Annotated in this window: 2 protein-coding genes; both read right to left on the reverse strand. The window is 75.5% G+C overall.

Features of this window, described 5'->3' with window-relative positions; translation table 11 throughout:
- Window positions 1-2,466: type I polyketide synthase (locus ABZ793_RS34385; protein WP_357465129.1), on the reverse strand; the 2,466-nt coding region annotated here is incomplete at its 3' end.
- Between the two features lie 47 nt (window positions 2,467-2,513).
- A complete protein-coding gene (locus ABZ793_RS34390) occupies window positions 2,514-6,917 on the reverse strand; it encodes an SDR family NAD(P)-dependent oxidoreductase (RefSeq protein WP_357465127.1) in 4,404 nt (1,467 codons plus the stop codon).
- Window positions 6,918-6,933: the final 16 nt, after the last annotated feature.

Consider the following 6,933-nt stretch of genomic DNA (forward strand, 5'->3'; position numbering starts at 1 on the left):
GGCGTAACGGACGGCCTCGCGGACGTGCCGCACCCAGTAGTCGACCGTCCGGATCTCGTCGCCGTCGGCGAGCGCGCCCGTCACGTTCGACACGATCGGCAGCGCCGGCTCGGCGAAGGTCAGCCGGCCCAGGACGGCCCGGAACTTCGCCAGCATCGGCTCCATCAACGGGCTGTGGAACGCGTGGCTGACCGTCAGCCGACGGGTACGCACACCCCGCTCCCGCCAGGCCCGCTCCACCTCGTCGAGGGCCTCCGCGGCACCCGAGACCACCACAGAGGTCGGACCGTTGACCGCCGCGATGCCCAGCCGGTCGGTGAGCCCGTCGATGGAGGCCAGCACCTCGGCCTCCGGCGCGGCGACGGCCACCATCCCGCCACCGGCCGGCAGCGCCTGCATCAGCCGGCCCCGCGCGGCGACGAGGGCGCAGGCGTGCTCCAGGGTGAGCACCCCGGCGACGTGCGCGGCGGTGATCTCCCCGATCGAGTGCCCGCCGACGAAGTCCGGCACCACCCCGAACGACTCGACCAGCCGGAACAGCGCGACCTCGACGGCGAACAGGCCCGCCTGGGTGAACACCGTCTGGTCCAGCAGGTCCGCCTCCGGCGATCCCGCCTCGGCGAACAGCACCGTCTTCAGCGGGCTCGGAAGCGCCCGGTCCAGGTGCCCGCACGACTCGTCGAGCGCGGACGCGAAGACCGGGAACGCCGCGTACAACTCCCGACCCATGCCCGCGCGCTGCGCGCCCTGCCCGGAGAAGAGCACGGCGAGCTGGCCACGCGCGGAGCCCGTACCGGCGAGGACGTTGCCGGCCGGCGAGCCGGCGGCCAGGGCCCGCAGCCCGGCCACCAGGTCGTCGCGGCCGGTGGCGGCGATCACCGCGCGGTGGTCCAGCACGGACCGGGAGGCCACCGACGAGTACGCGACGTCCAGCGGGCGGGCGTCGCCGTCGGCCAGCCAGGCGGCCCAGCGGCCGGCCTGGGCGGCGACGGCGGCGTCGGAGCGGGCGGAGAGCAGGACCGGGACGACCGGACGGTCCGCGGCGGGAGCCGCCTCGTCCTCGGCGGCCTCCGGCACCGGGGCCTGCTCGATGATGGCGTGCGCGTTGGTGCCGGACACCCCGAACGACGACACCGCCGCCCGGCGCGGCCGGTCCACGGCCGGCCACGGGGTCGCCTCGGTGGCGAGCGCGACCGCGCCGGCGGTCCAGTCGACGTGCGGGGACGGCTCGGCCACGTGCAGGGTCGGCGGGACGACGCCGTGTTGGATGGCCAGCACCATCTTGATCACGCCGGCGACGCCGGCCGCGGCCTGGGTGTGGCCGATGTTGGACTTGATGGAGCCCAGCAGCAGCGGGCCGGCCTCGCCCCGGTCCTGCCCGTACGTGGCGAGCAGGGCCTGGGCCTCGATCGGGTCGCCGAGCCGGGTGCCGGTGGCGTGCGCCTCCACGGCGTCCACCTCGGCGGGGGTGAGCCGGGCGTTGGTGAGGGCCTGCCGGATCACCCGTACCTGGGAGGGGCCGTGCGGGGCGCTCAGGCCGTTGGACGCGCCGTCCTGGTTGACGGCGCTGCCGCGGATCACGGCGAGGACCGGGTACCCGTGGCGTTGGGCGTCGGAGAGGCGGGCGAGCAGCAGCATGCCGGCACCCTCGGACCAGGAGGTGCCGTCCGCGCCGGCCGCGAACGCCTTGCACCGGCCGTCGGGGGCGAGGCCGCGCTGCCGGCTGAAGCCGACGAAGACCGCCGGCGTGGGCATGACCGTCACGCCGCCGGCGAGGGCCAGCTCGCAGTCGCCGTTGCGCAGCGCTTGGGCGGCCAGGTGGATCGCGACGAGGGAGGCCGAGCAGGCGGTGTCGACGGTGACCGCCGGGCCCTCCAGGCCGAGGGTGTACGCGATCCGGCCGGAGATGACGCTGGTGGCGTTGCCGGTGAGCAGGTGTCCCTCGCCGTTCTCGGCGGCGGCCTGCGCGATCACCGCCTCGTAGCCGTGCGAGGCCGCCCCGACGAACACCCCGGTACGGCTGCCGCGCACCGCCGGCAGCGGCAGCCCGGCCCGCTCGAACGCCTCCCAGGAGGTCTCCAGCAGCAGCCGCTGCTGCGGGTCCATGGCCAGGGCCTCGCGGGGGCTGATGCCGAACAGGTCGGCGTCGAAGTCCCCGGCGCCGTAGACGAAGCCGCCCTCGCGGACGTAGCTGGTGCCCGGGTGGTCGGGATCGGGGTGGAAGAGCCGGTCGAGGTCCCAGCCCCGGTCGGCGGGGAACGGGCCGATCCCGTCGCGGCCGTCGTGCACGAGCTGCCACAGCGACTCGGGCGAGTCGACCCCGCCCGGGTAGCGGCAGCTCATCGCCACGATGGCGACGGGCTCGGAGTTCCGCGCCTCCAGCTCCCGCAGCCGCCGCCGGGTACGCCGCAGCTCCGAGGTCGTACGCTTCAGGTACTCGACGTACTTCTCGTCCTCGTTGCTCACCGTGGACCCACCCTCACTCGGCTTGCCGATGTTCTTGCGGCTGGCGGTCACGACGTCTCCAGCTCGCGGTCGATCAGGTCGAAGATGTTCTCGGCGGTGGCCGACTCCAGGTCGTCGTCACCGTCCGCGTCGGACTGCCGCTCGGCCAGCCGGTCCAGCAGACCGTGCAGCCGGTCGGTGATCCGGCGGAACTCGGCGTCGGTCGGGTCGAGCCCGGCGAGCGCCGCCTCCAACCGGTCGAGTTCCCGTCCGGCGCCCGCCGACCGGTCGGGTGCGGTGTCCGCGAGGTCGAACTGCGTCGCCAGGTACGCGGCGAGCGCCGTCGGCGTCGGGTTGTCGAAGACCAGCGTCGCCGGCAGCCGCAGCCCGGTGGCTGCCCCGAGCCGGTTGCGCAGCTCGACCGCGGTGAGCGAGTCGAAGCCGAGTTCGCGGAACGCCTTGGTCGGTTCCACGGCGGCCGAGTCGCCGCGGCCGAGGACCACGGCGACGTGCGACAGCACCAGGTCGCGCAGGGCGCGTTCCCGCCTGTCCACGGGAAGGGCGCGCAGGGTGTCGACGAACGCCTGCCCGCCGGCGGCCTCGGCGGCGACGGCCCGCCGGCTGGCGGGACGGACCAGGGCCGCCAGCAGCGGGTGGACGGGCGCGCCGGACGCCGCCATACCCGTGTTGATCTTCGCCGGCATCAGCACCGCCCGCTCCGACCGCCAGGCCGCGTCGAACAGGGCGAGGGCCTCGTCGTTGCCGAGAGCCACCAGTCCGCTGCGCTCCAGCCGCCGCAGGTCGACGGCGTCGAGATGCCCGGTGATACCGCTGGCCTGCGCCCACAGGCCCCAGATCAGGGAGACCGCCGGCAGGCCGAGGGCCCGCCGGTGTTCGGCGAGGGCGTCGAGGAACGCGTTGCCGGCGGCGTAGTTGCCCTGGCCCGGCCCACCGAACAGGCCGGCGGCGGCGGAGTAGAGCACGAACGCCGTCAGCTCACGGTCGAGCGTGGCCCGGTGCAGGTTCCAGGCCGCGTCGACCTTCGGCCGCAGCACCGCGGCGAGGCGGTCCGGGGTGAGCGACTCGACGGTGGCATCGTCGATGACACCGGCGGTGTGCACGACGGCGCGCAGCGGGTACCGGGCGTCCACCATGGACAGCACGTCGGCGACGGCGTCCGGGTCGGCCAGGTCGGCGGCGACGATCGACACGTCCGCGCCGAGCGCCTTGAGGTCGGCCAGCAGCTCGTCCGCGCCCGCGGCGTCCGGGCCGCGCCGGCTGACCAGCAGCAGGTGCCGGGCGCCGTGCGTGGTGACCAGGTGCCGGCAGAGCAGCGCGCCCAGGGTCCCGGTGGCGCCGGAGACCAGTACCGTGCCGTCGAGGCGCGGCACCTGCGGGATGCTCAGGGTCAGCTTGCCGACGTGTCGGGCCTGGCTGAGGAAGCGGAACGCGTCGGGGGCGCGCCGGACGTCCCAGGTGCGCCGGGGCAGCGGTCGCAGCGCGCCGCTCGCGAACAGCGCCATCAGCTCGTCCAGCATCCGCCTGATCGTGGCCGGGCCGGCCACCATGAGGTCGAAGTCCTGGTAGCTCACGCCGGGGTGGTCGGCCGCGATCCGCCGCGGGTCCCGCTTGTCCGTCTTGCCCATCTCGACGAACCGGCCGCCCGGGGACAGCAGCCGCAGCGAAGCGTCCACGAACTCGCCGCTGAGGGCGTTGAGCACCACGTCGACGCCGCGCCCGCCGGTGCGCTCGCGGAACTCGTCGACGAAGTCGAGGGTGCGCGAGGACGCGATGTGCGCGTCGTCGAAGCCGGTGGCGCGCAGCGCCGGCCACTTGCCGGGGCTGGCCGTGCCGTAGACCTCCGCGCCGAGGTGGCGGGCGATCTGCACGGCGGCCATGCCGACGCCGCCGGCGGCCGAGTGCACCAGCACCGACTCCCCGGACTTCAGCCGGCCCAACTCGACCAACCCGTACCAGGCGGTCAGGAAGACCACCGGCATGGCGGCCGCGTCGGCGTACGACCAGCCGTCGGGGATGCGGGTGAGCATGCGGTGGTCCGTGACCGCGACGGAGGAGAACGAGCCGGAGATGATGCCCATGACGCGGTCGCCGGGGGCGAGGCCGGTGACGCCCGGGCCCACCTGGAGCACCACGCCGGCGCCCTCGCTGCCCAGCACCTCCTGGTCGGGGACCATGCCGAGGGCCAGCACCACGTCCCGGAAGTTGAGCCCGGAGGCGCGCATCTCGACGACGACGTGTCCCTCCGGCACCTCGTCCACCCCGGTGGGGACCGGCAGCAGGGCCAGGTTCTCCAGGGTGCCCGTCTCGGTGACGTCGAGCCGCCACGGCGCCTCGTCGCCGGGCAGCGACAACGCCCCGGCGTCCCGGGCCCGGGCGAGCCGGAGCACCAGGACGGCGCCGTCGCGGACCGCGAGCTGCGGCTCGCCGGAGCCGACCGCGGCCGCGATCGCGGCGCGGGAGGAGGCGGCGTCGTCGGTGTCGAGCAGCGTGAACCGGCCGGGATGTTCGGACTGCGCCGATCGGACCAGTCCCCACAGGGCGGCGTTGGCGAGGTCGCGGGGGGCCTCGCCGGGCGCGGCGGCGACCGCGCCCCGGGTGTGCAGGACCAGGCGGGTCTGCTCCAGCCGCGGCTCGGCGAGCCACCGCTGCACCAGCGCCAGGGCGTCCCGGGTCGCGTCGTGCGCGTCCGCGACGGCCCGGGCCGGGTCCGCGTCCGGACCGGTCCGCAGGTCGACCACGACATCCGGTACGTCGACGCCGCCGTCCAGCGCGGCGACCAGCTCCGCCAGGTCGCGGTGGCCCACCACGGGGTGCCCGGCGGCAGCCAGCGCGTCGGCCAGGCCGAGGGAGTCGTCGCCGAGCAGCGCCCAGCGCGTCGTGCTGCCGGCGGCCGCGTCGGTCGCCGGGAGCGGCGTCCAGTCCAGGTGGAACAGCGAGGTGCGCCGCAGCGCGGCGGCCTCGTCGGCCCGGCCGGCGGCGACCGGTCGGAAGGTCAGCGACTCCACCGTGAGGACCGGCTGACCGGCCGGGTCGGACAGGGTGACGGCGACCGTGTCCGGGCCGAGCGAGCGGAGCCGCACCCGCAGCCGGGTGGCGCCGTGGGCGTGCAGGGTGACCGAGCGGAAGGCGAACGGCAACCAGCCGGTGCCGACGGCGTCCGCCGGGTCGCCGAGCAGCGCGGAGGGGCCGGTGGCCTGGAGGGCCGCGTCGAACAGGGCCGGATGCAGGCCGAACCGGGACGCCTCGGCGGCCACCACGTCGGGCAGCGCCACCTCCGCGTACACCTCGTCGTCGCGGCGCCACACCCGGCGCAGGCCACGGAACGCGGGGCCGAGGCCGAGGCCGCGCTCGGCCGTCTGCGCGTACCAGGCGTCCAGGTCGGCGTCGACCTCGACGGCGTCGGCCGGCGGCCACTCCCCCGCTACGGCCACGGGGGCGGGAAGCTGCGGCAGCAGCAGGCCCTCCGCGTGCCGGGTCCACTCGGCGTCTCCGCCCTCCTCCGGGCGCGAGTGCACGGTGACGCCCCGCTCGCCGGTGGCGCCGGGCGCGCCGAGGCGCACCTGCACCTGGATGGCGCCGGTGGGCGGCAGCACGAGCGGGCTGATCAGGGCCAGGTCGCCCACCTGACCGGCGTCGACCTCGTCGCCCGCGCGGACCACCATGTCGATCAGGCCGGTGCCGGGAACGATCACCGTTCCGCCGACGGCGTGGTCGGCCAACCACGGGTGGGTACGCAGGGACAGCCGCCCGGTGAACACCACCGTCTGGTCGTCGGCGACCGGTACGGCCGCGCTGAGCAGCGGGTGCCCGGCGTCCTGGAGGCCGGCCGAGCTGACGTCCCGCACCCGGTGGGCGGGGGCCTCCAGCCAGTACCGTTCCCGGTCGAAGGCGTACGTGGGCAGGTCGACGGTCGGCGCGGGCGTGAGGACCTTCGTCAGGTCGACGGGCAGGCCGATCGCGTGCGCGGTGGCCAGGTTCGTCAACAGCCGCGTCGCGTCGTCGTCCCCCCGCCGCAGGCTACCCACCGTGTGCCCGGCCGTGCCGGTGTCGTCCAGGATCGCCGTCACCGGCATCGTCAACACCGGATGCGCGGACACCTCCACGAACGTCGTGTGCCCGGCCTCGATCGCCACCCGCACGGCAGTGTCGAACCGCACCGGGTTCCGCAGGTTCTCGTACCAGTAACCGCCGTCCATCGCCGTCGGGTCGGCCCAGTCACCCGTCAGGGTCGACACCATCGGGACGTGCCCGCGCTGCGGGGCCAGACCGGCCAGATCGGCCAGCATCTGCTCGCGGACCTGCTCCACCGCCGGGGAGTGCGAGGCGTAGTTGAACCGGATCGGCCGGGCCCGCACCCCCTCCGCCCGGAACATCTCCACCAGCTCCGCCACCTGCCGCGGCGGACCGGAGATCACCACCGTCGCCGGCCCGTTCACCACCCCGACAACCACCTCCGGGTAATCCGCC

Source organism: Micromonospora sp. NPDC047465, assembly GCF_040643125.1.
Classification (GTDB): domain Bacteria; phylum Actinomycetota; class Actinomycetes; order Mycobacteriales; family Micromonosporaceae; genus Micromonospora.